Annotated in this window: 23 protein-coding genes and 1 pseudogene; 5 read left to right on the top strand and 19 right to left on the bottom strand. The window is 64.6% G+C overall.

The window, feature by feature from the left end; translation table 11 throughout:
• Positions 1-49: 49 nt before the first annotated feature.
• The 6 genes and pseudogenes from BO226_RS25155 to BO226_RS25130 form a co-directional block, all read right to left on the bottom strand.
• Complete coding sequence (locus tag BO226_RS25155; RefSeq protein WP_232238168.1) at positions 50-526, bottom strand: hypothetical protein; 477 nt, start codon at positions 524-526, stop codon at positions 50-52.
• A gap of 208 nt (positions 527-734) precedes the next feature.
• A complete protein-coding gene (locus BO226_RS25145) occupies positions 735-1,139 on the bottom strand; it encodes an AMIN-like domain-containing (lipo)protein (RefSeq protein ID WP_083543773.1) in 405 nt (134 codons plus the stop codon).
• 643 nt (positions 1,140-1,782) lie between these two features.
• The gene (locus BO226_RS25140) at positions 1,783-2,976 is read right to left on the bottom strand and encodes an IS110 family transposase (protein ID WP_071936609.1); all 1,194 of its coding nucleotides are present in this window, start codon (positions 2,974-2,976) and stop codon (positions 1,783-1,785) included.
• Between the two features lie 296 nt (positions 2,977-3,272).
• Positions 3,273-3,941, bottom strand: coding sequence for an ABC transporter ATP-binding protein (locus BO226_RS28275; protein WP_232238167.1), 669 nt, complete (start codon positions 3,939-3,941; stop codon positions 3,273-3,275).
• 271 nt (positions 3,942-4,212) lie between these two features.
• Positions 4,213-4,947, bottom strand: a pseudogene (locus BO226_RS28270) (ABC transporter transmembrane domain-containing protein); the annotation flags it as partial.
• 442 nt (positions 4,948-5,389) lie between these two features.
• Positions 5,390-6,517: a hypothetical protein gene (locus BO226_RS25130; RefSeq protein ID WP_071936608.1), complete on the bottom strand. Its 1,128-nt coding sequence runs from the start codon at positions 6,515-6,517 to the stop codon at positions 5,390-5,392.
• Between the two features lie 187 nt (positions 6,518-6,704).
• On the opposite strand from BO226_RS25130, the gene BO226_RS25125 reads away from it, so the two are divergent.
• From BO226_RS25125 to BO226_RS28490, 4 genes are all read left to right on the top strand, one after another.
• Complete coding sequence (locus tag BO226_RS25125; protein ID WP_232238166.1) at positions 6,705-8,159, top strand: plasmid pRiA4b ORF-3 family protein; 1,455 nt, start codon at positions 6,705-6,707, stop codon at positions 8,157-8,159.
• The gene (locus tag BO226_RS28495) at positions 8,077-8,301 is read left to right on the top strand and encodes a hypothetical protein (RefSeq protein ID WP_071936607.1); all 225 of its coding nucleotides are present in this window, start codon (positions 8,077-8,079) and stop codon (positions 8,299-8,301) included. The genes BO226_RS25125 and BO226_RS28495 overlap by 83 nt, the downstream gene beginning before the upstream one ends.
• Before the next feature lie 101 nt (positions 8,302-8,402).
• Positions 8,403-9,413 (top strand): prolyl aminopeptidase, encoded by a 1,011-nt coding sequence (gene pip, locus BO226_RS25115; protein ID WP_071936606.1) that lies wholly within the window; start codon positions 8,403-8,405, stop codon positions 9,411-9,413.
• Between the two features lie 97 nt (positions 9,414-9,510).
• Positions 9,511-9,636 (top strand): hypothetical protein, encoded by a 126-nt coding sequence (locus BO226_RS28490; RefSeq protein WP_269666664.1) that lies wholly within the window; start codon positions 9,511-9,513, stop codon positions 9,634-9,636.
• Between the two features lie 239 nt (positions 9,637-9,875).
• Here the strand turns inward: BO226_RS28490 and BO226_RS25110 are convergent, their stop codons facing one another.
• The 13 genes from BO226_RS25110 to BO226_RS25045 form a co-directional block, all read right to left on the bottom strand.
• Complete coding sequence (locus BO226_RS25110) at positions 9,876-10,667, bottom strand: sugar phosphate nucleotidyltransferase (RefSeq protein ID WP_071936605.1); 792 nt, start codon at positions 10,665-10,667, stop codon at positions 9,876-9,878.
• Between the two features lie 44 nt (positions 10,668-10,711).
• Positions 10,712-12,046 carry a lipopolysaccharide biosynthesis protein RfbH gene (gene rfbH, locus BO226_RS25105; protein WP_232238165.1) on the bottom strand — a complete coding sequence of 445 codons (1,335 nt, stop codon included), beginning with the start codon at positions 12,044-12,046 and terminating at the stop codon, positions 10,712-10,714.
• Complete coding sequence (locus BO226_RS25100) at positions 12,039-12,854, bottom strand: NAD-dependent epimerase/dehydratase family protein (protein ID WP_071936604.1); 816 nt, start codon at positions 12,852-12,854, stop codon at positions 12,039-12,041. Before BO226_RS25100 ends, rfbH begins: the two co-directional genes overlap by 8 nt.
• Positions 12,847-13,806 (bottom strand): Gfo/Idh/MocA family protein, encoded by a 960-nt coding sequence (locus BO226_RS25095; protein WP_071936603.1) that lies wholly within the window; start codon positions 13,804-13,806, stop codon positions 12,847-12,849. The genes BO226_RS25100 and BO226_RS25095 overlap by 8 nt, the downstream gene beginning before the upstream one ends.
• Positions 13,803-15,104 (bottom strand): NDP-hexose 2,3-dehydratase family protein, encoded by a 1,302-nt coding sequence (locus tag BO226_RS25090; RefSeq protein WP_071936602.1) that lies wholly within the window; start codon positions 15,102-15,104, stop codon positions 13,803-13,805. The genes BO226_RS25095 and BO226_RS25090 overlap by 4 nt, the downstream gene beginning before the upstream one ends.
• Positions 15,105-15,106: 2 nt before the next feature.
• The gene (locus BO226_RS25085) at positions 15,107-16,234 is read right to left on the bottom strand and encodes a hypothetical protein (protein ID WP_156895396.1); all 1,128 of its coding nucleotides are present in this window, start codon (positions 16,232-16,234) and stop codon (positions 15,107-15,109) included.
• A gap of 60 nt (positions 16,235-16,294) precedes the next feature.
• Positions 16,295-16,747, bottom strand: a complete 453-nt coding sequence (locus BO226_RS25080; protein WP_071936600.1) for a nucleoside 2-deoxyribosyltransferase — start codon at positions 16,745-16,747, stop codon at positions 16,295-16,297.
• The gene (locus BO226_RS25075) at positions 16,744-17,478 is read right to left on the bottom strand and encodes a class I SAM-dependent methyltransferase (protein ID WP_071936599.1); all 735 of its coding nucleotides are present in this window, start codon (positions 17,476-17,478) and stop codon (positions 16,744-16,746) included. The genes BO226_RS25080 and BO226_RS25075 overlap by 4 nt, the downstream gene beginning before the upstream one ends.
• Positions 17,475-18,932, bottom strand: a complete 1,458-nt coding sequence (locus BO226_RS25070; protein WP_071936598.1) for a glycosyltransferase family 4 protein — start codon at positions 18,930-18,932, stop codon at positions 17,475-17,477. The genes BO226_RS25075 and BO226_RS25070 overlap by 4 nt, the downstream gene beginning before the upstream one ends.
• A gap of 1 nt (position 18,933) precedes the next feature.
• Complete coding sequence (locus BO226_RS25065) at positions 18,934-20,019, bottom strand: DegT/DnrJ/EryC1/StrS family aminotransferase (protein WP_071936597.1); 1,086 nt, start codon at positions 20,017-20,019, stop codon at positions 18,934-18,936.
• A gap of 14 nt (positions 20,020-20,033) precedes the next feature.
• The gene (locus tag BO226_RS26860; protein ID WP_156895395.1) at positions 20,034-21,380 is read right to left on the bottom strand and encodes a GNAT family N-acetyltransferase; all 1,347 of its coding nucleotides are present in this window, start codon (positions 21,378-21,380) and stop codon (positions 20,034-20,036) included.
• Positions 21,381-21,571: 191 nt separating this feature from the next.
• The gene (locus BO226_RS25050; RefSeq protein ID WP_071936596.1) at positions 21,572-22,741 is read right to left on the bottom strand and encodes an MFS transporter; all 1,170 of its coding nucleotides are present in this window, start codon (positions 22,739-22,741) and stop codon (positions 21,572-21,574) included.
• 66 nt (positions 22,742-22,807) lie between these two features.
• Positions 22,808-23,395: a TetR/AcrR family transcriptional regulator gene (locus tag BO226_RS25045; protein ID WP_071936595.1), complete on the bottom strand. Its 588-nt coding sequence runs from the start codon at positions 23,393-23,395 to the stop codon at positions 22,808-22,810.
• 104 nt (positions 23,396-23,499) lie between these two features.
• On the opposite strand from BO226_RS25045, the gene BO226_RS25040 reads away from it, so the two are divergent.
• Positions 23,500-25,149, top strand: a complete 1,650-nt coding sequence (locus BO226_RS25040; RefSeq protein WP_071936594.1) for an ABC-F family ATP-binding cassette domain-containing protein — start codon at positions 23,500-23,502, stop codon at positions 25,147-25,149.
• Positions 25,150-25,160 lie beyond the last annotated feature (11 nt).

Raw genomic sequence — 25,160 nt, 5'->3', positions numbered from 1 at the left:
GGGTCCGGCCCACGGTGTGCGTGGCGACCTCGCCGGCTCATCTCTTTCCTCACCTGTCGATCTCCCACTCCGGGTACCGTGCCGGCGGAAGAAAATCCGGGCGCCCGATCCGGATCGGGGAGACGGGATGATCATCGCTGCGGTGAACCCGGATGACGGCGGGGTGCGCGATCCACTCACAGGCCCACAGCTCGGCCAGCCGGTGGATCGGCGGGTCCGGTACCTGTTCGTCGTCGACGGTGACATGGACGGTGGTGTCGGGTGCCGCAGTACCGACGACCGCCCACCAGGTCGGATGTGGGACGTCGCCGGGAAAGACTTCGCCGAAGGCGGTCACCGCGGTGTAGTCCGGTTCGCTCCAGATCGGCACGCCTTGCTGCTCGGCCTCGTACAGAATCTCCAGTGCGTCCTCGGCGGCGACGAGATTCCTGCCGTCCTCCCGGCGCTGGAGCACCATGCGGGAGACGGGAAGGACGAGACGGTCGGTGCGCATCGGGTTCATCTCAAGGGTGGCAGGGGTGTTCACTCGAGGACACCAGTGACCTGAACCACCGCTCGATGGCCACAGGGCAGTGGAACATCTTTTCCCGGGAACAGCGTGCCTGTGCAGTCCTTGACCTGATGTTCTGCGTCGTGGACGGTGTCTTTGACGGAACTGATCCGTGTGGCTGCGAGCTGTCCGTTGTCCGTGTGCGAGCCGTCGTTCCCGGGCATCGTCGACACCACCACCGGAATTACCGTAGTGCTGCGTCGACCGTGACGGTGAGCGTATCGGTGGGATCGGCAGCGTCGATGGTGATCACCGGTGTGCTCGTGCGGGTACCGATGAACGTCTGGGCCAGGTGGTTGTCACTGGGATAGCTGAACACTTCGACGATAGCCGAGGCACCCGGAGGGAACAGATGAACCGGCGACCCACCGGTCCAGATATCACCGGTGTCCACTCCACTGAGGTCTATCTGTAATAGGCACTTCCCGGAAACCGGGGCGGGAACATCGGTGCCCTCACGATAAGCGATGTCGACGAACCGCGCGGACCAACCGATCGACCCGTCACCGCCGAAGGTCAAGGTGACCGTGTCCGCCTCCGAGTCAGTGCCTGGGCCGATGGTGACGGCGTCGAGCACGGGATAGACCACGCCCGCTGGAACCTCGCCGGGTGCCAGAGCTCGATCGGCTGGGGCATCGGTCGGCGGCATCGGCGTCGGGTTTCCGACTCGAAGTGTCCCGGCGAACGATTCGACCCGCTGACAGGATGTTCCGGCTGCGTCAGCGGTTACTGCAGCGGGTTCATCGCCACTACCGTCTGCTGCGCACCCGGTCGCCAGGACGCCGAGTGACAGGATGACTGCCGCACCTCGCACAGCGGACCGCATGGACGCCACGACCTTCCAACGCCTCGGTGGGTGGGCAAGTGGACTCTAACGTGAAGACGTTATGCCGTGAAGGCGCACGACGTTTCTCACGAGGTCTGGCGCCACTGACATCCCCCTCGGCAAGCAGAGCTAGCGGGGCCCCGACCGTGAGCGCGAGAAGGAGTCGCGGTAGCCCTGCTCCTGCACGCGAAATGCGTGCTGGTTAGGGATCGTCCAACAGGGCGGGCGAGCGCGCTGAAGATGGAGAAGATCAGATTGCCGAGGTGGTGGTGTCGATCGATTCGGCACCGCGGGTTATAGGGACTTAGCGCCTGCGGGACGCTCGCCTTCAAGGATAGGTGGAATGCCGAGGACTGAGAATCTTCTACGCTGACGATGCGCCCCGGGGGGTGTCCCTATGGTTTCGTCAAGCGGCGGCAGCAGTGGGGGTGCGGTAGAAGGTCTTGTTCTTGAGCATGGCGTAGAGGACGTCGCAGCGACGGCGTGCCAGACAGATCAACGCGGCGTTGTGCTTCTTGCCCTCCGCGCGTTTGCGGTCGTAGTAGGCGCGGCTGGTCGGGTCGTGCAACGCGGCGAACGCAGACAGGAACAACACTCGTTTGAGTTTGCGGTTGCCGGACCGGGCGGGGTGCTCACCACGGATCGACGAGCCGGAACGGTGGGTCACCGGGGCGATACCGGCGTAGGCGGCCAGATGTGCCGCGGAAGCGAACGCCGAGCCGTCACCGACCTCGAGCAGGATGCGCGCTGCAGTCCTGATGCCGACGCCGGGCATCGACATCAGGACTTGGGAAAGAGGGTGGTCTTCGAGCATCCTCTCCACATTTTCTGCAATGCTCTTGCGCTGTTGCAGAATCTCTTTCAACGAGTCGGCCAGTTTCGGCAGGACGATCTCAGCAGCGTTGCTGCCCGGCACCGTTACGCTCTGGGCATCGAGGGCGGTGAGGATCTCCTCGGCGAGACGGGCGCCCATCCGTGGGGCGTGCTTGGTTGCGAGGGTGGTGAGCCGGCGTTTGCCGGCCTTGCGGATGCCGACCGGACCACCGCATTTCGACAGGATTTCGAGCACGGCCGGATGCGCGATCTTGGGCCCGAGAACCCGTTCGAGGGCAGGGTGGATTCCGGTGAGCAATCCGCGGATGCGGTTGCTGATGCGGGTGGCCTCGCCGGCGAGGTCGTCGTCGAATCCGACGAGCACCCCAAGCTCGGCCAGCGTCTCGTCACCGACATCGACCCGGCGCAGCGTGTGCGGCATGGTGCGGGCGGTGTCGGCGATGATGAATGCATCGCGGGCGTCGGTCTTGGCCTGGCCGGGGTACAGGTCGGCGACGCGGCGCATCGTCAACCCGGGCAGGTACGCCACGGCGTGTCTGCAGGCGCGAGCGACGGTGACCGGCAGCGCGCCGATCGTGTTCGGTTGGTCGACGATCACCAGCACCGGGCCGTGTTCGGCGAGACGGTCGAAGACGGCCCGGAGTTTGGCTTCGTCGTTGGGAAGGGCTTTGTCGAACAGGCGGGTGCCGGCGGGGTCGAGTCCGACGGCGTGGTGATCGCCTTTGCCCACGTCGATGCCGCAGAACACGGCGTAGGTCGGGTCCATGAAGCGTGCCTTTCGTTCCGCTCCGGACGGTCACCGATCAGACGTCGACACCCGGCACCCACGTTACGAAGAGACCTGCCCGGTGCTCGATGCAAACAGGCGGCCCTGTCCCTATCAGCGGTCCATCGACGTCACCAGGTTCGGCGACACCACCCCCCGGATCATTCGAGAGACAGGGGCGAGAAGTCATACCGAACTTGGCGACCGTGGCCCCGCGGTGCGGGACTACGAAGAAGGTAACGGGCGTGGCGAGTATCGATTGATGATGCGGTGAGACTGCGCATCGAAGTGAACAACTACGGCGCGCCGATGAGTTGGCGCCGCGCCAGTTCCCGATACAGCTCGCTGTGCTCGAGCAGTTCGGTGTGCGTGCCGACGGCGTGGACGCGTCCGTCATCGAGGACGACGATCTGGTCGGCGTCGAGCACGGTGGCCAGCCGGTGCGCGACGATCACCACGGTGTGCCGTCCACCGATGGTCTCGAGGGCGCGTTGGAACAACTCCTCGTTGCGACTGTCCAGGCTCGAGGTGGGCTCGTCGAGCAACAGCAGCGGCGGTTCGGCCAGCAGCACCCGGGCGATGGCCAGGCGTTGCCGTTCCCCACCGGACAGGCGGATGCCGTTGTCGCCGATCAGGGTGTCGAGCCCGTCGGGTTCGCGGTCGATGCGGTCCCACAACCCGACCGCGTCGAGGGCCTCGCGGCACTGCCGGTCGGTCACCTCGGGGGCGGCCAGGCGCAGATTGTCGCGGATGCTGCCCGCTACCGCGTGCCCGTGCTGCTCGACATAGCCGATGCCGGCGCGCAGCACCCGCCGCGGCAGCGCGGCGATGTCGACGCCGCCGAGTTCGATGCGCCCGTCGTCCGGATCGTAGAACCGCTCGATCAACGCCAGCAGGGTGGACTTGCCCGCGCCGGACGGGCCGACGATCGCGGTCCGTGAGCCGCGCGGCACGGTGAAGCTCACCTCCTCGAGCACCGGTCGTGCGCGAGGTCCCGGGATAGGTGAAGCGCAGCCGGTGCACCCGCAGCATCGGCTGCGAGTCGGACACCGCCGGCAGGCGCTCACAGGTGGTGATGTCGTGGGCGTCCTCGGCGGGGATGCGGTCGATGTCGGTGATGCGGGCGAGCGCACCCCAGGCCGCGGCCAGCGAGCGGATGGCGCCGAAGACCACGTTGACGGGGGTCATGAGCAGCAGCAGGAACAGCACGAACGTGATCAGCTCGGCGATGCTGAGTTGCCCGGCGGCCACCCGGTACCCGCCGGCGCCGAGGATGAGCAGCAGCACCGCGTGGGTGACGACCTGCCCGACCGGTTCGATCACCGCGCCGACCTTGGCGGTGCCGAGGCCGACCTCGTACACCCCGCGGGCGCGGCGGTGCAGGTCGGTGTCGATGCGGTCGGTGGCGTTCGCGGCGCGCACCACCCCGATCCCGGTCAGGGCCTGTTCGAGAGCACCGGTGAGCGCACCGAGCTGCGTCTGGGTCGCGAACGTCAATTTCTCGAGTCGGCGTGCGAACTGCACCGTCATCACCACCACAGCCAGCACGACGAGGACGGTCCCGGCGGTCAACCATGGATCGAGCAGCAGCATCGCCGTCACCGCGCCGACGGCGAGGACGACGGCGCCGACGAGTTCGACGAGACCCCCGGTGAGCGCGGCACGCAACGCGGTGGTGTCCGAGCCGACGCGGGAGACCAGATCACCGACGGAACGGGAGCGGTATTCGAGCATCGGCAGGCGCAGCACCCGACCGATCAGCGCGGTGCGCGCCGAGTACACGACACCTTCGGCGGTGCGTTGGAGCAGGAAGTACTGCAGGCCACCGACGAGGGCGGAAGCGACCAGCAGCGCGAGCAGCAGCCACACCGACATCGCGACCGCACCGCCATCCCCGACCGCGGAGATCAGCCGGCCGACCACCACCGGTTGCGCCAGACTCAGCCCTGCCGACACCACCGACAGCAGCATCGCGGCCAGCAGCGGCCGACGGTGTCCTCGAGTCAGATTCCACAGCGCGCTCATCCGTGGCCGGGTGGTCACCCGAAGGTCGTCGATGTCCTTATCGCTCATGTCTTCGGCCTCGCTTCCGCAGTGCCCCGCCCCCGAATCCTAGATTTGCACCCCGCCGGGACAGCCCAGAGCATCCTCGCGGAGATCTGTCGCAACGGAAAAGTATCGCGACAGGACCACCTGACCCGTGCACGTATCTGGCCCCAGCCTCGCTGGTCGGAGGCACTTTACAGCGTCGATCCGAGTGACATGGACCTTGGAAGATGACACGTTCCCGCGGAACCTACAGAAGCTGTAGGTTCTCGCCGAACCTGTCCGTAGTGCAGCGCGTGGACCTGCGGCGTATCGACGCTGATGGAGCGAAAGGGTAGCCGCCTTTTGTCCTTGCGATCTCCGCTGCTCACTTCACATCTGAGGTGTCCTTCGCTGACTGGAGCGAATGATGCGAGACATAACGATGACGTTGCACGAACGCTGATCCACGTCCGCTGTGGAGATGCGGGATAGCAGCTTTGAGCTCGATGGTCCTGGGGTCTCCGATCCGGCTCAGCAGGAAGATCTGATAACGCCCACCCGTCCAGCCTGCGGCTCGGCTGGCAGTGATTGCGGCTGCGATCTTTCGGTCGTTCTTGTTCGCGTCACCTGCCAGGGTCGACAGGCGGGCGGCTTCGGTAGTGGTCCATTCGACGTTGTCTCTGTGGTAGAGGATTTGTGCGATAGTCGGCTTGATCTCCTTGTTCGCGTAGAAAGCCAAGTATTTGCTCGGTCGGAAGTTCCGTCCGGCCGGACAGATGTAGATGCCGTTGTTTTCGTACAGATCCCACGCTTCGGTCGCGGGGACTACGAGGGTGTCGATCGGGGTGACTGGGCGCTGCCGATAGAGGTCGCTGACCTTCTCGTGGCGTTCGAGCCATGTTCGAGCACCAGGGCTCATCCACTCCGCGAGCGTGAGCATTTCTTCGAGTTGGAACAGGACATCCTGGGAGAGCAGGGAATCGTGATGGGCGAGCCGGTTCCGGAAGGGGCGCAATCGCTCGAGCTTGGCGGTGACGTTCTTCCGTCTTCCTGCCGGTGTTCCGGGTAGAGCGTTGCTGAGTGCGGCGCGCCATAGGTCTTCGTGCTTCGATCCGAACAATTCCGTCCAGAACCCGAATGACAGACCGGCAATGATCTGGTCGCGGGAGTCCCGGTGCGCGCTGAGTCCCCGAAGTCGGGTTCGAGTGGCCTCGATGCTCTTGCTGATTGCGTCGTGCGATTCTCCGGTGATGGACGGCACCAGGAACCACGGAAGCTTGCGCTGTTCCTCGTGTGCATATCTCGAGAGCTCACGATCGACTGCGTTGCGCAGCATGACCTCGATGTATGCGACTACTTCCATGCTTGCGGCGGCGATCGCCGCATTCCACGAATACAGTTCGAGGGCGAGGTCGATGTTGCCGTCGCTCTCACGAAGATACGGGGCAAGCCGCTCGATGGTGAGTAGCGATACGAGCTCGTCTCGTGTGGAGGCAGTCACAGCGTCAGTCACGAAAGGATGCTATCGTCGTTCGCGAACGCCCCAGTGCCGCCTCTGCCTCGAGTAAGCGACCTGGGGCTCCTTTCTTCTTCCCTGGTTTGGCTGCGCTGTCTTGTCGGTGCCGACACAGGCAGTGCCGAGATCTGTCGGCACCGGGTCGGTGGGGGATGTGGGCACGGCCGGTGGTTCACTGGTGATCGTGGCGACTTCGGATGATGCACAGCGGCGCGCCGAACAGCTGATCGCCGCGTTGACCCCGCAGCAGCAACAGGCCGTGGTGGACGCGATCCGGGCCGATGGCGCCCGGGGGTGGCTCGACGAGCTGCTGCGCACCCCGGACCCGGTCGTCGGGGCGATTCCGGACCGGGTCCGGGGTGTACGGGTCCGGGTGGATCTGCTCGGCGCCAAGCCGCCGGTGTGGCGGCGGCTCGAGCTGCCCGGGGATCTGACCCTCGACCGACTGCACCGGGTGCTCCAGGCTGCGATGGGTTGGCTCGACGGCCATCTGCACCGTTTCCGCACCGGCAGCGATCCCCGGTCCCCGTACTTCGTGACCGCCTTCGACGTCGAGGACGGGGACGAGGGGGTGCTCGAGGACACAGTGCGGCTCGATCAGCTGCTGACCGGCTCCGGTGATCGCCTCTGGTACGACTACGACTTCGGTGACGGCTGGAGCCACGTGGTGCAGGTCGAAGCAGTCCTCGACGAACCACCCCCCGCGGCGCGCTGCATCACCGGCCGCAATGCCTGCCCACCCGAGGACTGCGGGGGCATCTGGGGATACACCGACCTGGCGGCCTGGGTGCGCGGCGGCTGCGACCCGGCGGCGGTCCCGCCACCGTTCGACACCGCCGCAGAGGCCCACCACTGGCTGCCGCTCGACTGGCATCCCGACCGGTTCGATCCGGCCGAGGCCACGGCTGCGATCGCCGCGGCGATGGCTTCACCGGTTCCGGTGCCCGCCGAGCTCGCCGCCTTACGCACCCGACTCGAACTCCACGGTGACCCCACGCTCACGCAGCTGCTGGAACGGGCGAGCACCCATCCGGTGGTCGAGGTCGGCGAGTCGGAGGCCGCGCAGCTGCTCGAGCCGTATCGGCTGCTGCTCGAGGTGCTTGGCGACGGGGTGCAGCTGACCGCCGCCGGCTACCTGCCACCGACATTGGTCGAGCACCTCGCCGACCGGACCGGCGTGACCCGGTGGTGGATCGGCGCGGCGAATCGTGAGGATATGACCGTCCCGGTAGCCCGGTTGCGGGCCAGCGCGCGAGCGCTCGGCCTGATCGGGGTGCGCAAAGGGCGGCTGACACCGACCGCCGTTGCCCGCCGATGCCGGGACCGACCGCTGCTGTTGTGGCGGCACATCATCTCCCGGCTGCCGGCCGGCAGGACCGACTTCGACCGGCAGGCCGGCTGGGTCACCGCTGCGGTGGTCGCCGGCGGTGTTCCCGCCGAGCACTGGCACACCGAGATCGCCGCCCTCCTGCAGGCGCTCGGCTGGCGCACCCAGGGCAGGGCTTCCCTTTCTCCGGCTGCGGTCGCCAATCCCACCCTCGACGTGTTCGGCATCCTTGCCGGGTCTACTCGCCAAGGCCGGCCCACCGGCCTGCACTCCGCCGTGTCCGCCACCGCCCACGCCACCATCACCCCCTGACCCCGACCACGACACGCAGTCCGGTATCGGGCATGAACCGGCCCGACTCATCACACCGGTGCCGGGTGGGGTCGGTCCGATGACCATCGCTGTGCTGCTCGAGCAGACTCTGACCGCAGCCAAGGCAGGCCACTCCGGCTAGCGGCACGGTCGAACGCGCCCATCTCTCGTCCTCCTCAACCGTCATCGACAGCGCACCATCGGGGTCTGGGTGGGTGCGTGTGCCGTGACAGACTCACACGAATGGATCTGTTCCCAGCGATCGAACCGTACGACTCGGGATTCCTGCCAGTATCCGACAACAACTCGGTGTACTGGGAAAACGTCGGCAATCCGGCAGGTCTTCCGATCGTCTACCTCCATGGAGGCCCGGGATCCGGTTGCAGCGTGGGCATGCGCAGATACTTCGACCCGCGTCTGTTTCGTGCCGTGCTGTTCGATCAGCGTGGTTGCGGGCGCAGCACACCCCGCGTCGACGATCCAGCTATCGACCTCTCCACGAACACCACCGGCAATCTCATCACCGACATCGAGAGTCTTCGTGAACACCTCGGAATCGACAGATGGGTCATCGCCGGGGTCTCCTGGGGCGTATCTCTCGGATTGGCCTACGCGCAAACACATCCCGAGCGAGTGATCGGGATGGCGTTAGGTGCGATCACCTCGGGTAGACGCCGGGAAATCGAGTGGATCACCCGCGACATGCGGCGGGTCTTCCCGCGCGAGTGGGAACGGTTCGTCGAACCGGTGCCAGAAGGTGAGCGAGACGGAAATCTCGCAGCTGCCTACGCACGCCTGCTCGCCCATCCCGATGCCGCTGTCCGCGAGAACGCGGCGTTGCGCTGGTGCGAATGGGAGGACACCCACATCTCGCTGGCTCCCGGATGGACGCCCTCGCGCAGGTACCAGGATCCCGTCTTTCGGATGGTGTTCGCGCGCCTGGTCACCCACTACTGGGGCAACGACTGTTTCCTGGCCGAGAACCAACTGTTTCACGGCATGCACCGGCTCGCCGGAATCCCCACGATTCTCGTCCACGGCCGGTACGACGTGTCCGGCCCGCTCGACACAGCATGGGAAATCTCCCGCTGGTGGGACGGCAGCCGCCTCGTTGTCGTCGACGATGCCGGCCACGGTGGAGGAAGTTTCCTCGGCCGGTTCGTCGAGGCGATCACATCGTTCGCTGCAGCGGACCCCGCCGGCTACGGCGCGGTCGATCCCGCGACAGGCATCGGCGCGAACCGGTGTCGCTGACAACCCACGGGACCGGACCTCCGACCGGCCGCACCACCTACCTATTGCTGTCCGTCTCGACCGTCGCGGATCGGTGGGGGTTGTAGCGTTGCGTGTCGTGCCGACCTTCGTCGTCGAACCGACAAGTATCGACGTCGAAGGTATCGTCGATCTACTCGATCTTGCCGTCGGAGGCACCGACGCTGAGCGTCTCGACCGCGTCCGGGCCCGCTACCTCAGGTGATCCGCCGGTGCGGTCCGGTAGAGCGACAAAAGGACTCGGGTCCGCTGTGGGCGCAGGCCGGTCGGACGGAGAGGTCGCACACAGCGAGGACTGCACACACGCCGAGGGTGATCAGCGCACCGGGCCGGGGCCGTGAGGATGCCTGCATGGCCTTGACCCTAGTCTCGGGACGTGCCCTTTTCGGGGAGCCGGTCGCTCTGCCTGTGTGGGGCGGTGGCGATACCCCATCAGTGCACCTGTCAGTGCGCTCCGATCGTCTCGAACGATGTTCCGCTTCGTCGGTGAACTTTAGTTCGATAGGTCATCGATGCGTCGAGGAGACGGTCGGGGGTACCAATATCGAACCACTCGACGCACTGGGGGATGGTCACCGCGGTGAGAGTGGAGTCCGTGACGTAGGAGTTCAGAAGTGACGTCACCTCGAGCTCGCCGCGGCGAGAGGGCGTGATTGCCTGCAGGCGATCGCCGAGGGTGTCATCGAATCCGTACAAGCCCGTGCACACGAGCCGCGGGCCATCGGCAGGGACCTTTTCCCTGACCTGCAGTACGGAGCGGTCCGCAGCGCAATCGACGACGCCGAAGTCTCGTGGGTTGGGGTGCTCGGTTACTGCGACGGATGCCCCGTGGCCACGGACTCGATCGACGACCTCGCGGGTCCAATCTGTCGGGCCGATGTAGAGGGTGTCCCCGAGCATGACGATGAATCGATTGAAATCTGTCCCTCGAAATTGTCGGTGTCCACATGCGATGGCGCCGGCGACACCGTCCGGGCGTTCCTGAACCACCGTTCGAATGGGCAGGTCCTGGTAGCCGAGCCAGTCGTGGATCGAGGAGTAGGTGGTGACATCGGCGGCGTTTCCGACGATGACCACAGTCTCGGCGCCGCAATCCCTCATGACGTCGAGGGAGAAGCTGATAGCGGGGCGGTCGTAGATCGGCAAGAGGTGCTTGTTGACGACCCGAGTTGTCGGTGCAAGCCGGGTACCCGTGCCTCCCGCGAGGACGATTCCTGCAATTCTGTTGATGTGCACAGCTTCTCCTGTAGTGGGCGGTGAACGGTTCTCGGGCTGGAAGATCAGGTGAGGGTCGCAAGCTCGCGGATGGTCTCGCCGATGTAGTTGGCATCGGATTCGGTCAGGCCGGGGTATACGCCGACCCAGAGGGACTGCGCGGTCACGGTGGCGGCGTGGGGGAGATCGCCAACAATGCGGCATTCCCGGCCCTGCATCATGGGCTGGGACACGAGACTGCCTGCGAACACGACCCGGCTACCGATGCCGCGGCGTTCGAGCTCTATCTGCAGTTCACGGCGGCCCAGGGCGGTGTTGGGGTCGAGGGTGAATGCATACCCAAACCAGGACGGTGTGACCGCGTCCTCTGCGACGAACGTGGATACAGCGGCGCAGTCCGATAGGTGGGAGTGGATCGTGTCCCAGTTGCGGCGGCGGGCGGCGCCGAACTCGGGCAGTCGGGTGAGCTGGGATAGCCCTATACGGGCCTGAAGGTCTGACATCTTGAGGTTGTATCCGGCTCGAGAGAATACGTACTTGTGGTCGAATCCGTCGGGGAGGCATCCGGATTGCTTGCCGAAGCGGTTGAAGCATCGGTTGTCTTCTCCGGGGGCGCACCAGCAGTCGCGTCCCCAGTCGCGCAAGGACCGCAGGATTGCGGCAAGCTGTACGGAATCGGTTCCTACGCAGCCGCCTTCGCCGCACGTGATGTGATGTGCTGGGTAGAAGCTGACGGTCGAGACGTGGCCGAACGACCCTGTCGGGCGGCCACCCACCTTTGCGCCGAGAGCATCGCAGTTGTCCTCGAGCAGCCAGAGGTTGTGCTGGTCGGCGAACTCGCGGACGAGGTCGGCGCGGAACGGGTTGCCGAGCGTATGTGCCAGCGCTATCGCACGGGTGCGTGGTGAGAGTGCCTTCTCGAGCTGGTCGACGTCGATGTTGCCCGTTGTGGGGTCGATATCGACGAAGACCGGTATGCACCCGTGCTGGATGATCGGTGCGACGGTCGTGGGAAACCCCACGGCGCTGGTGATGACCTCCGATCCAGGTGTGATGTGGCCGTTGAGCGTTGGATCGCACAGTGCCGAGAAGGCGAGGAGGTTCGCGGACGAACCGGAGTTGCACGCGACGGCGTTTCGAGTGCCCATGGTGCGCGCGATTGCTCGCTCGAATCGTGTGACTGCCTCGCCGCTGGTGATCTCCAGATCCAAAGCGGCCAGGACTGCCTCGGTTCGGTCGTCGGCGTTGAGGACGGCACCGGACGGCATCTTGAATCCGGCACGGTTGTGTCGGCTCTCTGCCCCTGCGGTGAGTTCGTGATACTCCCGAACCGACTGCTCGATCTGAGCGCGCAGCTGGTGAGCTCGTTCAGTTGCTGTGGTCAGGGTGTGTTCAGTCAAGCCAATCACCACTTTCGATCGAGTATCGGGGCTGCCATCCGGTCTCCTGCCGTAGCCGGTCGGTAGAGATGAGGTCGTAGAGCGCGGGAACGCTGGGATCGACCTCGAGCGGCGGCAATGAGTACTGTTTGCGCACGTGAGCGGCCAGTGTCCCTACAGTCGTTGCGGAGGGCCCTGCACAGTTGTACACATTGTGCGTGAGTCGCTGTTGGAGTGCGAACCTCGCGATCGTGGCCACCGCGCTGGCCAGGTCATCGACGTGGACGGGGTTTCTCACCATGGACAGCGCTTCCGCGGGGACCGTGTCGGTGGGCGCGGCGGCGGCCGCCGCCTGATCTCGGATCTTCCCGAGCAGGCTCTGTGAGCTGATATCGCGTGAGAGGACGAGACCGCTGCGGATGACGACGCCGCGCGGGTATTCCAATACTTGTTCCGAGGTGGCTGCTTTGCAGAGCGCGTAGGGCGAAGTGGGACGAAGTTCCGCGGTCTCGTCGGACCATTGGGGGGAATTTCGCGGGCCGTACTCGAGGCTGGATCCGATGTGGATGAGCGGGCAATCGGCAGCCGTGGCGGCGTCGATCGCGTCTGCCGTGGCGGTCTCGAGCCGGCGGCGGATTGTCGCGGGGTCGCCCCATATCTGCCCGGCGGCGTTGATGATCAGGTCATAGTCGGTTGCGTGCACACTCGCTGGCAGGGTCGAGGTTGCGCTGCTGGGGAGACCGTGAACTGAATGCCCGGCCCGCGTGAAGGTGCTGGCCACACGTGATCCGACTAGTCCGCGGTTCCCGATTACGAGTACTTCAGTCATCTGTGGCCCCGGCTCGGTTCATCGATTCGAGTGCGGCGACGCGCCGTCGGATGCTGTTGGCGCCGAGGACGCCGGACGCGCCCTGAGCAGAGATGCGAGCGAGGCCGGCACTGAGGCACAGCTGGGTGGCGTTCTCGGCAGGCACCAGGGTCGTCACGGTCTTCTCCGCGCGCCGAGCGCGGATCTGTGCGTTGTGGTCCGGTGGTAGGGAGAAGACGCGGTCGATCTCGATGGCGGTTGACTCATCACTGACCGTGACTCGATTGGCGTACCGATCCCCGAATCCCCACTCTGCTGTGTACGTGGCTGGCATTCCTCCGATCTCGCCGCACCCGACGGCCGAGCCCTCGATGTCGGTGCTGGCTCCTGTGAGTGAGCCCGGCTGCAGCAGCAGACCGTCTACGCCTGCGCCCAAGCGGTGTAGCGCGTCGAGGCAGTAGGTGCCGAGGTCCGCGTGTGAGCCTCCGTGCCCCGGCCGCATCCGGAAGTCGGTGTGTGGGCGTGTGGGTATGCAGAAGGTCGCTGTGACACAGACCGGTCCGTCCCACTGGTGTGCACGAATGCGGCGGTGGTAGATCTCCCATGCCGGGTGATACGGGTAGGAAAGGCATTCGAAGACCGCCAGGCCGTTGTCGCGCGCGGTGGTGTGGAGAACGTCGAGTTCCGCCGTCGTGAGACACACAGGCTTCTCGACGAGTACTTTCTTGCCGGCGTCGAGGGCCGCTCGACAGTCGTCGAAGTGTTGGCCTGTGGCGCTCGAAATGTACACGCAGTCGATGGCGTCGTTGCCGAGGAGCGCACTACGTGGAACTAGCTCGACATCTGGATGGTGTTCCGTGCCGGTGGTGTGCGTCGTACCGACCCACACATGCGATGAGGCATGGTTGAGAGCGCGGAGCAGCGGAAGCGTCCTGCGCTGGAGGTACTCGGAATACCCGAGGGCCCCGATCACGCGAGCCAGCCTTCGGAACGGAGCAGGGCTTTGAGCATGGTGATACAGGTCCGAAGCTCCACACTGACGCGGTCGCCGTGGCCGATGGCGGTGTCGATCTTGTCGAGAGAGACCCACTGCTTGTCAGGAGGCTGCGGGTACGTGTCCGGGACAAGCCCGATCTGGTAGGTGACGAGTGCTCCGCTGAACCGGCCACCTTCCTCGGAGTGGACAGCGGACCAGATGCGTTCGCATCGAGCGAGGTCTGATGCTTCGGCGAGCATGGCGGCTCGTCGTGTCTCGGTGCTGCAGTCGGTGACATCGCCCCGTTGGTGCGTGGGTTCGAGAGTGACGCCTCGAATGGAGCCGACGCGTTCACGTTCGGTGACCAACGCCTCGACCAGGCCGTCGCCGTGGTCGTGTCGAACGAGCAGGGTGCATTGCCCCATCCCGACCGGAGCGAGCAGAGGCTGATCCCAGGACGGCACCTCGCGGTCGGGTGCGCTTTCGATCCGGCGCCCCACGATCGAGAAGTAGCGACGGTCGACACGCTCAATGGTGTCGTTGACCTCCCAACCAGTCAGAGCGCGAAGAGGTATCTCTTCGATGTCTGCGCGCCGGGCACATGGCGTGTGGACCGGTGCCGGCGCCACGGCAGTGGGGTCCTGGTCGCTCGGCCACATCGAGAGGATGGATCGAAGGTCCATATTCAGCAGCCGGCTCCGCAGCGACGCGGCCAGGAGGACGTCGACAGGAACCCATACGCTGTCAGGGACAGAGCGCCCGACATCCAGTGCGATCGCGTGGTCGAGCATGAGAATGCGATTGCGGTTGACTTTGCCTGCGAACCAGGACTCCTGCTCGCGCTGAAGGGCATCGGCGATAGAGGGTGTCTCTTCGAGAGCCAGCTCGACGGCGGGAACCGCGACGCCGCCATGCGCTGACTCGTAGTTGCTGCGTGTCGCTTGAACACTGGGCGCAACCTCGATGCCGTCGGGTGTGCCCGGTTCGAACTTGAACGTGACCAGACCGTGTATCTCGGAACCGATCCGGGTGACAAACAGGCAGAGGACTCCTACTTCCGGCTGGTCGATTATCGGATGTTCCAGCGTCGCCGTCGGCCGTGTTGGGTTGTTCGTCCGCACCCCCATCACGCGGAAGAATCGTCCAGTGTCGTGGGCGAGGCTACCGTCAGTGGTGAATTTCCAGCGCCGGAGATCGTCCAGAGGAATAGCCGTGACGCGGGCGTTGATCTGGTTCCGGCGGCGGCTGCACTCGGCGGCCAGCCCCCTGACACTGTCGATGGTCTGCATGCTCATGCTCATGCCCTCGCCTTCGATGACAGAAGCGCCTGAATGTGGGCTGCTACCTGGTGAGCTCCACCAGATCCACTTTGCTCGAAGAAGGATCGCCGTCGGCGGGGTTGCACCGTCTGGGCGGAGCGGAACGCCTCGCGGGCGGCATCGACGAAGGACGCGCCTTGCCAATCCTGGTGGGCTGTAAAGCAATTGATCTGCCCGTAGCAGTGGTCGTTCGCAGCCTCTTCGCCTTCGGCCCGTAGCTCGAGGAGGCGAGGGATGTCGACAACGGTGTCGGGCCAGTGCATCGCGCCGTCGGGGCCCACGACGGTATCGAAGCCGGCGGTCTGAACGAACCCCGCCACATTCTGGGGAGGCAGCCGAACCAGCGGCCGGCCAGACGCGCTCGCCTCGAGCAGCGTCATCAGTCCTGGCTGTGCGGCGATGACCTTGGAACGTCGCAGCAGTTGGCCGAAATCACTGGGCGGCACAGGGCCAACCGCGTGGTGCAGGCCCAGATTCCGGCAGAGGGCGGAGATCTGGGCGGTGGCGTCGCTCGATAGGTTGCCAACGACCCTCACAGACTGCGACCCGGACTCGGACAAGACTCGCAGGATGGACGGAACTACCGCGCGGACGTAGCCGTCCCGGTCCGATTGTTGGGGGCTGAGCAACCCGCCGAGCACAATGGTGCAGTCCCATTCGATGAGGTCCGGATGGCCGGCGTCGGCGGATGAGACGGTTGGGGAGATCACCGCTTCGATCGGTTGCGCGTGTGCGGGCAGCACGGACGAGAATTTGTCGAGGCCGGCGACTGACTGGGCAAGATAGACGTCCGCGTCGTACGGGACCCAGTCTCTTTGGCTTGCGCCCCAGAGGAAGGGGAGAAGGTCAACGAAGACGACCGGGATCCCGAGCTGGGCTGCTTCCTTCGCTGTCTCGGCGTCGAGTACTGATACGACCATGTCGGGCCGGGCCCCGCTGCGGAGCATCGTCGACAAGGACGGTTCGTAGCGGGTGTGGAAGTCGCTCGACATCAGGTGCCGGCCGAGCCGTGATCCGACCAGCACGATGTCTGTGTCGACCGCTCGGCTCCCGAGGGCCGCCAGGATGTTGGCGAGTGCCCCCGTTCCTCCCCATCCGAAATCCACGCTTGCTACCGCAATGCAGTGCCTGCTGGAGTCACCCATGACATTCCCCGGTGTTTTTCGCTAGGACAGAAGTTGGTCGAGAACGAGCTGCCCGATGTCGGCGCCACTCGCGCCTGGCCCGCTGCCCAAGTCGAAGTCGATGAACCGCACGTCGGCGACCCGGTCGAGGCCCGCGATCATGGAGCTGGCAGCGATCGCGGTGCCGACGATGAGGATGGGCTTCTGCAGGGCACTGGCCCAGCCGAGCTCGATGGCTACGCCGAGAGAGGGCGGATTGCCCAGTATCGCGACGATGGCGTCCGCGGAGGCCAGCTCCTTGTAGTCGATCGGAACACACTCGGGTGGGGTCAGTGGTGACGCACCCCAGTTCTCGTTGACCTGAGCGGAGAAGTACTCGAGACCAGCCGAGGACAGATGGGTGTACAGGTCTTCGAGGTGGCGGCGGAAGATCGGGTCGAATGTGCCGTCGGTGCCCAGGTACGGGCCGAACGGTGCTGCGACGAAGACTCTCATGCTGTGGTGGCTCCTTGAGGCTTGGTGGCGACGAGCAGTGCTTGTCCGGTCAGCGGTCCGGCGTCCGCGCCGGTCCGATAGTCGATAAACAGGGTCTCGGTCACGTCGAGACCTGTGGCCGAGAGCAGGTCTCGGTACTCCTTCACGGTTCCGAGATAGACGCCGGTGGAGATCTCGGTGCCGTCGATGTTCTTCCGTGCCACGAACGTGCCGTCGTCGCCTCCGGCCGCGTACCGGAGAGCGCGACGTGTGACATTCGTCCACCCGTACTGGCGCATGTTGCGTCGGTTGTTGAAGTCGAGCACGAGCTGCCCGCCGGGGGAGAGCACTGCAGCGACCCGGCGCATCGCAATCGATCGATCGGACGGGGTGAGAACGTGACCGAAGACGTTTCCCAGTAGGGAAATCAGGGCGACGTTGTTGAATGTGGCGGGAGGCTCGGTCTCGGCAGGGTTCCAGTTCTGCACAGCGAATCCCGTGCAGGTCCTTTCAGCGATGGCAGTCATTTGTGCGCTGCTGTCGCACGCGAGGAGGCGTGTCGGCTGCGCGGTGCTCGCCGCGAGGATGCGCATGGCTCGGTGTCCGTCGCCCGTGCCGATGTCGAGCCAGGACGATGCACGGGATACCTTCTGCGCGACGTGCGCATCGACTCGTGCGTTGAATTGCGGGCTCACACCGCTCGCAGACTGGTAGTGCGGCGCCAAGGCGTCGTAGAAGTGGTTCGAGATCATTGTCCCCCCAATGTGTTTGCGAGCCCGTATGTCGCGACCTCATCTAGGTCAGTGCGACCCCACTCGGCGGCTTCTGCGAAGGCGGCCATCAACGCGTTGTCGTCGAAGCGCGATCGGAGTGCCCCGATCCGTGTGTTGTCCTCGTCGGACCAGATGGTCTTTCCGAGAATCACGTTTCGCGTGTACCACCAGCGCTGTGCGGACTTACCCAGCGGGTGCAGCGCCACCGGCACGGACTCCGCCGTCGCCGTGGCGTGGGTAGTCGTATCGGTTCGCGAGAAGGCCGACCACAGATCACTTGTGAGGTCGGACCAGGGTTCGAAGCGTTTGGTTCGGGCCTCGGCGGCAAGGCTCTCGTACACGCGGAGGTATCCCCTCACCAGCTCTCGTGTGTCGAACTTCCGGGCATTCCGGAGTCCGTGCGCGATGAGGGCCTTGCGGTGCTCGGCGTCGTCGATGCAGTGGACGATCGCTGAAGCGATGTCCTCTGGGCTGGCGGAGGAGATGAAGTGTGCGCCGTGCTCACCGCCGACGTACTCGGTGATGCCGCCGACGTTGGTTGCGATGACGGGTGTTCCGGCTGCCTGGGCTTCGACGTTGACGAGGCCGCCGCCTTCAGCGCGTGACGCCACCACTGTTGCCTCGGCCCCTGCGAGTAGTCGGGCTGCGGTGCTGATGTCGACCTCACCGAGGAACTTCACGCGGTCTGTTAGACGGAGTTCGTCGGTCAGTTGGCGTAGCCGCCCTGCTTCTTGGCCGTCGCCGGCGATCAGTAGGTCGATGTTCCGATCTGCGAGTGGTGGTTCGGTGAACGCACTGATTACCCTGTCGACTTGCTTGGACTCCTCCAGCCGTCGCAGCGACAGTACGTAGGGCTTGTGGTGGGCGTAGGGCCTCGCTTCAGCGAACAGATCGCAGTCGATTCCCACCTGCATCACTGGAACATCGGTGATGTGCGGAAACTCCAGCCGCACTAATCGTGTCAGGTCGGTGGAGGCCGCGTTGAGTTGGTCGGCCTGCAGGAGCGAGCCACGGACGAGATGCTTGCCGCTGTCCCACACCTTTCCCGGTTCGGGATCGTCCGGGTCCGGGATATCCCAGCCTCCGATCGTCATCACAACCGGGATGCCGCGATACCGTGCGGCCATCAGTGCAAAGAACGGCAGTGGGCGCCTGGCGCCGATCACGTGGATCGCGTCCGGTTCGATCTCGTCGATCAACCTGCGCACGTCCCGGCTCATCCGCACCAGTTCGTTCGGGAGAATCGCCGACTCGATCCTGTGTACGTGAACCGTATTGATCGTCTCTTCCGCTGCGAGGTCTGTCGGCCACCTCTTCGTCAGCACGTGGACTTCGTGGCCATCCGCGGTCAGATAGGGGGCTGCCTGATCGATCGGGTCCTGGCAGCCGCCGGTCAAGGGAAGATAGATGCTGAAGACGTAGAGAAGTTTCATCTCACTCCAAGTTCTTGCAGACCTGTTCGCTGATGTAGTCGACATCGGTGAGTGTCAGCCCCGGGTGGATGGGAAGACACAACACCTCTTCCGCGAACCGTTGTGCGCGCGGAACGGGTCGCGTGCTGCCGATGGGGAAGTCCGCCAGAGAGCGGAAGTAGATCTCGGTCTCGATTCCCGCGACGTGGAGGTTCTTGCGGAGAGTCTCTCGGTTCTGAACTCGAATGGGCACTGCGAACCCGGCGGACAGATCACCCGCCCGGGCTTCGGCCACCCGTGTGACTCCGGTGTCCATGAAGTTGTCGCGGTACCTCCGGAGAATCGCCTGGCGCTGTCGCTGGTTCTCGGGGAGAGTCTCGAGCTGCGCGAGGCCGATCGCGGCTGCGACGTCGCCCATGTTGTACTTGCAACCGATCTCGGGAATGTCGTAGGGCGTGCTCCACGAGCGGGTGGACATATCGATTCCTAGCCGGCGCAGCCGCTTTGCCCGCTGGGCGGATTCCGCGTCGGGGAAGGTGACGCAGCCCCCTTCGCCGATCGCGATGGCTTTGGTGGCGTGAAATGAGTACGCCTGGATGTGGGGTGACTCGCTCATCGCGTGATCGGACCATCGAGCGCCGACGGCGTGTGCACAGTCTTCGATGATCACGAGATCGTGTTCGACCGCGAGTTCGGAGAGCCCGGCTATGTCGCACGGTATTCCCGCATAGTGCACCGGGATGATCGCCCGAACGCCACCTTCGGTTTCGAGGATGTGCCTGACCGACTCCAGATCGATGTTGCCTGTGGCTGGCTCGATGTCAGCGAGCACAACCCGGCATTGGTGCTGAAGTACGACGGCCGCGGTCGAGATGAAGGTGTTGGCCGGCACGATGACCGTCGATCCGCGGGGAACGTCCGCGACCATGAGCCCCAGATGTAGCGCTGCGGTCCCCGAGTTGACTGCGACCGGATGCTTGCCGAGCAGCTCGGGGTCAGCGAGCGCCTCCTCGAACTGCTCAGTCATCGGTCCCAAGCCGATCCACCCAGACTCGAACACCCCCTCGAGGAGGGCCAGGGAGCGCTGTGCGACTTGCGGGCGGTACATGTGGATTTCGGCCGTCATACCAGCTCGCTGTACTTGCGGGTGTTGCCCTTGGCCAACGCAACCGGGTACTTCTGCTTGACCTTCTCGAGCTTGTCGAAGCACGACCCGAGCATGTCGATGTCAAGATGCCAGGCGAGCCGGAAGAGATAGTTGTAGATGTCGGCCAACTCCGCGGCGATGGACTGAGTGTCTAAGTCCAGGATCCCGGTCTGGGATTTCCACTGCAGTTCCTGAGCGAGCTCACCGACCTCCGCCATCAGACTGATCGCGAGCTCCTGCGGTGTCTCGAACTTGTTCCACTCCCGCCCGTGGATCATCTCCTGCAGCTCGACGTGATAGTCCATCCACTCGAGTCGATCCTGAGCCGCCGCATCGAGATGACCGGTGCTCCACTGGCCGGCTACGGTGTTGTCGGACTCCGCTCCAGGGATGATCGCGTCCAGCCGCCAGCCACGAGTCTGCATCACCTGCACGACGTGCGATTGCATGGGCATATGCACATACACGCGCCCGTCTGTCGTGAGGAACTCGTCCACTGATTCGAGGTGGGCCAGAATTTCCCCGAGCGTCGGTTCGTCTGCCCAATACGCGGTCGATACTTTCAGCGAGCCTCCCTTCTTCGGGCAGAGGACGAGAGCGCCGACAACGGCAGCGCCTCTGTAGGCGACATAGACGATCTTCGGTTTGGACTCGACGTCGTCCGGTCGACGTTCGGCAGCTTCGCGAATCTCCGAGATCGGGTGCCGTGCAGTCTCATTCGACGAGAGATCTGGTGCGACGCGATCAAACGCGTCCCAATGCTCCGGAGTGTGAGGCCTCATCAGCACCACTCCGTCGGCCGCCTTCATCCCGTCGGGGTGGGCGACACTGCGCTGGAGGATCAGCTCGCAATGACCCTTCAGGTACTGATCGCGCGATTCCCCGAGCACCTGGAAGCCCTGACGAGCAAAGAAGGTGCTGGCTGAGCGGTTCAGCTTGTCCACGGTGCAGTAGACATTCCTCACGCCCGTATCGGACAACGACTGATACATGTGCTCGAGTAGGCGGCGGCCGACACCGGCCCCGCGGGCCGCCGGTTCGACAATGAGCGGACTGATCTTCGCTGTACCGTGCCGTTTGACGACGTAGTTCAGGAACCCGACGACCGACGATGTCTCGGCGCACACGGCAACGACGCCGATCTGTCTGGTCGAGTTGTACCCGACGTCGTCGATGTTTCCGTTGTCATAGGCATCCATCAGCCGTTGAAAGTGTGCGAGATGATCGCCACCGTAGTGGCTGCTGAGCGCATCAACGAAGAGCGCGAGAACGGCCTCCGCGTGTGTGGCGCTGAATGGTTCGATTCGTATGTCCATAGGCATGCGCGTTTCCCCCTCGACGTAACCCAATCCGGACTTCAGTATGGTTGGTGGACAATCGATTTCGTGAAGCAGTAGGAACTTCGGCGCCTGTTTCGCGACCCTATCACAGCTGTGATACCGGTGTCGTGGTTTGCCGCGTATGTCGCGCTCGTGTCGTGCCGGGTGTCGGCGTTCTCCCTCTGGGGCGCCGGTTACGTCACAGCGTTCGCTGATGTGTAGCGTTGGGCCACGCGGAACAGCAGGAGAGCGGCTATGCCCGCGCAGGCCGCTACGATAGGCAGGGCTCCATTACCAAAGGTGTCGAGGACGACGCCGCCGACGGCACCGCCCACTGCGACGCCGAGGTATGTGCCAGAAGTGTTCAATGCCAGTGCTTGCGTGGATACCGGGCCTGCCAGCATGTGAAGTCGAGCCTGAACCGCGGGCGAATTCCAGAAGGCGGCCGCACCCCATATTGCGACGAGTGGATACAGCACACCTGGGGGAACTGGCCTGCTCACCCAAACCGCGTACAGCGCAATCATTGACGTGACGAAGACGCCGACTCCGATGGCGAGCGTCGTGTCGGGGCCCAGGCGATCCGTCGCTCGTCCGCCTGCCCAGATGCCCACCATCCCGGCAATACCGGATACGGCGAACAGTGGGCCGCGTGCGCTTGCATCCACATGGGCGGTGTCCAGTGCAAACGGCGCCAGGTAGGTCAGCATCATCATCGATCCGAACATCAAGACGATATTGGCCGCCAGCCCCAATGACACGGCGGGCGCGGCGAGCGTCCGTAGCTGGTCCGCGAGCGGAATCGGCGTGCCAAGGTCTGTGTTGGCCCGCAGTGTCCCCGCCAGTGCCAGGGCAACGAGCAATCCGAGGCCGGCCATGAACGCGAATGTCGTTCGCCATGACCCTAGGGTGCTGATCCATGTCCCGACTGGCACTCCGACCGCGATCGCTCCAGTGACCCCCAACGCGACGACGGCGACGTAGCGCCCAACTCGTTCCGGTGGAGCCAACCGTGCCGCGAGCGCGAACAGCGACGGTGTCGCGGCGGCCGCCGCTGCCGCAGCCACGATCCTTGCAGCCATGAGGATCCCGAAGGTAGGAGACAGAGACGCGGCGATGTTGGCGGCGCCGAAGGCTGTCGCCGCGACCGTGAGAACCTGACGGGGTGCCAGCCTTGCTGTGAGTACAGCCGCGATCGGTGCTGTTACTGCGACGACGAGTGAGAAGACAGTCACCAGCTGGCCGGCAGTGCCGGTCGAAACATCGAGATCTGCCGAGATCTCCGGGAGAACACCGGCGATGACGTAGTCGTCGGTGTAGAACACCAGTGCCGAGAATGCCAGAGCCAACAGCCATGCCGGCATAGCCTCTCCTTCGTCCTCCGGTTCGGCCGGCTTGCGTTGCCAGCGGGAGGTGTGTAGCGGGACGCGCTACGTCACGACCATCCTGATGTGGCCTCGCAGGATGTCCCTGGTTCGCTGGATGTCTTCGATGCCATGCGGATAGACGAGCTCGAACGTCAGACCGTCGATGAGGGCCACGAGCCGTTCGGTCTCGAAGTCCACGTCGTCGACACCCGCACTCGACAAGGCCTCCGCGACCACGCTGCGCATATCTCGACCCATCTGAGCGGCAGCGTCCCGTAGTTCCGGAAGCACGCGTGCGGCACTGACGAACTCCACCAAGACGATGTGATCGTCGATCGGCGCTCCAACTCTGGGGAGGAGCGCGAGTGCCACCGCCTCGACGTAGCGGCGCCGGCCCTCGAGCGTATCGAGGGACGCTTCGGCGCTGGCCGCCTTGAGGCGCAACTCCATTCGGCTACCGACTTCCTCCGCTGCTGCTCTGAGTAGTCCACTGTGGCTACCGAAGAAGTGGCGGACGGACCCGATGTTCACGCCCGACTCGTCGGCAACTTTCCGCAGGGACGCCTCGCCAATGCCGCCTTTGACGACCATTGCGAAGACGGCGTCGAGTACCCGCTCCCGCGCCGACCGACCCTCTTCTACGTAGCTCACACGAAGACGCTATCACAGGTGTGATAGCGTCGCGGTCGGTTGATGGCAAGGCAGGGACACCAACCGGTCACCAGGCGTGATTGAAACGGGGCGCGAGGAGCCGTATGGCGCATATCGACGTGACAGAGCTAGGTTACTCGCTACCCGACGGCCGGCCTCTGTTCCATTCAGTGAATTTCAAACTCGGGCAGGGCGACCGGGCAGCCCTGGTCGGACCCAACGGCGTCGGAAAATCCACCCTGGTATCCATCGTGACCGGCGAATTGTCTCCGCACGAAGGATCCATCCATCGGTCGGGATCCCTCGGGGTCATGCCCCAGTTCATCGGCAAAGCAATCCCAGGACTCACGATCCGTGACCTCCTCGTCGCCACGGCATCACCGACCGTCAAGGCTGCCGCATCAGCACTGTCCTCCGCCGAACGTGCAATGTCTGCGCGAAACGACGAGCAGAGTCAGATGTCGTACGCTCAAGCACTTGCTGACTGGTCCGACCTCGGCGGATTCGACGTCGAGACGAGCTGGGACCTCGTCACCGAGTCAACTCTTGGTGTGAAGTCCGCAGAGGCGCAGTCATATCCGGTCGAGATGCTCAGCGGAGGCGAACAGAAGCGGCTAGTCCTCGAGGCACTGTTCACCGGACCCCACAGCCTCCTGATCCTCGACGAGCCCGACAACTACCTCGACGTTGCCGGCAAGGAATGGCTCGAGACACGGCTGACGGACTCGGATAAGACGGTGCTGTTCATCAGTCATGATCGCCAGCTGGTGGCAAACAGCGCAACGAAGATCATCACTCTCGAGCCAACCGGTGCCGGCGCTGTCTCATGGACCCACGGCGGAGGTTTGGACAGCTACGACGACGCGCGAGACCGCAGAAACAACCGCCTCGACGAGATGCGCAAACGGTGGGACGAGGAGCGCACCCGACTTCGCACACTCGTCAACACGCTGCGGGAGAAAGCAAAGTACAACGACGGAATGTCTGCCCGCTACCAGGCGGCCGTGACACGCTTGAACCGATTCGAACAGGCCGGACCGCCCGTGGAAGTGCCGCGGCCTCAACGTCTCACGATGCGCCTGCAGGGAGGAAGAACAGGGAAACGAGCACTGCGCTGCGACCAGCTCTCGGTCCCGGACAGATTCCGGCCCTTCGACGCCGAGCTGTTCCACGGCGATCGCATCGCGGTCGTAGGACCCAACGGAACCGGAAAGACGCACTTCCTCGCGCTGCTGGCGACCGAAGGCAACCCAGACGCGGAACTGCAGAGGGTGTCCTCGCGCCGGTCGATCACCTACACGGGCGGCGTTCAGTTAGGCGCCCGTGTCCGAACCGGCTACTTCTCGCAGACTCAGGTGCGCCCCGACCTCGCCGACAAGACCCTGCTCGAGGTCCTCCACCAGGGTGACAACCAACGTGACGGCCGCGGCCGCGAAGATGCCTCACGCGCACTCGCCCGCTACGGACTGGCACGGGCAGCCGAACAGCGTTACGACGAACTGTCGGGTGGCCAGCAAGCACGGTTCCAGATCCTGCTACTCGAGCTGAGCGGGGCGACCATGCTCCTGCTCGACGAGCCGACAGACAACTTGGACTTCGAATCAGCCGAAGCCCTCGAAGTAGCGCTGAGCGAATTCCAGGGAACAGTACTCGCGGTGACCCACGACCGTTGGTTCTCAAAGACTTTCGACAGGTACCTGATATTCCGCACGGATGGGTCGGTGGTGGAAAGCGAGCACCCGATCTGGCGGTAGCAAGCGCGTGC

It is taken from the genome of Rhodococcus sp. 2G (assembly GCF_001886355.1).
Lineage (GTDB): Bacteria > Actinomycetota > Actinomycetes > Mycobacteriales > Mycobacteriaceae > Rhodococcus > Rhodococcus pyridinivorans.
This window is presented reverse-complemented; position numbering and strand designations above follow the sequence as displayed.